1 pseudogene is annotated in these 373 nt (G+C 56.3%); it reads left to right on the forward strand.

Annotated elements, in window-relative coordinates:
• Nucleotides 1-121: 121 nt before the first annotated feature.
• Nucleotides 122-373: pseudogene (locus AB3X96_RS42695) on the forward strand (transposase); the annotation flags it as partial.

The following is a 373-nucleotide window of genomic DNA, read 5'->3' on the forward strand; positions in this document are numbered from 1 at the left end:
GTGTCCACAGTCCGTCATCAACAATCGGCGCGCCCATCCTTGGTTCCAGTTGTTCAGGTGGCCAAGGTTAACAGCTTGCCGAGAAGGTTAACAGCCCCCAGTGGGTCTTTTTGATTCCGTCTCTAAGGTACATATTGCAGTAGACCCGTTGGGACAGTTGCTGGCGGTGCACGTGACCCCAGCCAATGAACAGGAGCGCGCACAGGTAGCGGAGCTTGCGCGGCAGGTCCAGCAGGTAACGGGACCAACGGTCAAGGTGGCATTTGCCGATCAGGGATACACGGGCAAAGAGCCAGCGCAGGCTGCGTTCGACGAGGGCATTGACCTTCAGGTGATCAAACTCGAAGAAACGAAAAAGGGTTTCGTTCTGCTC

This window comes from Paraburkholderia sp. BR13439 (genome assembly GCF_040948805.1).
GTDB classification, from domain to species: Bacteria; Pseudomonadota; Gammaproteobacteria; order Burkholderiales; family Burkholderiaceae; genus Paraburkholderia; species Paraburkholderia youngii.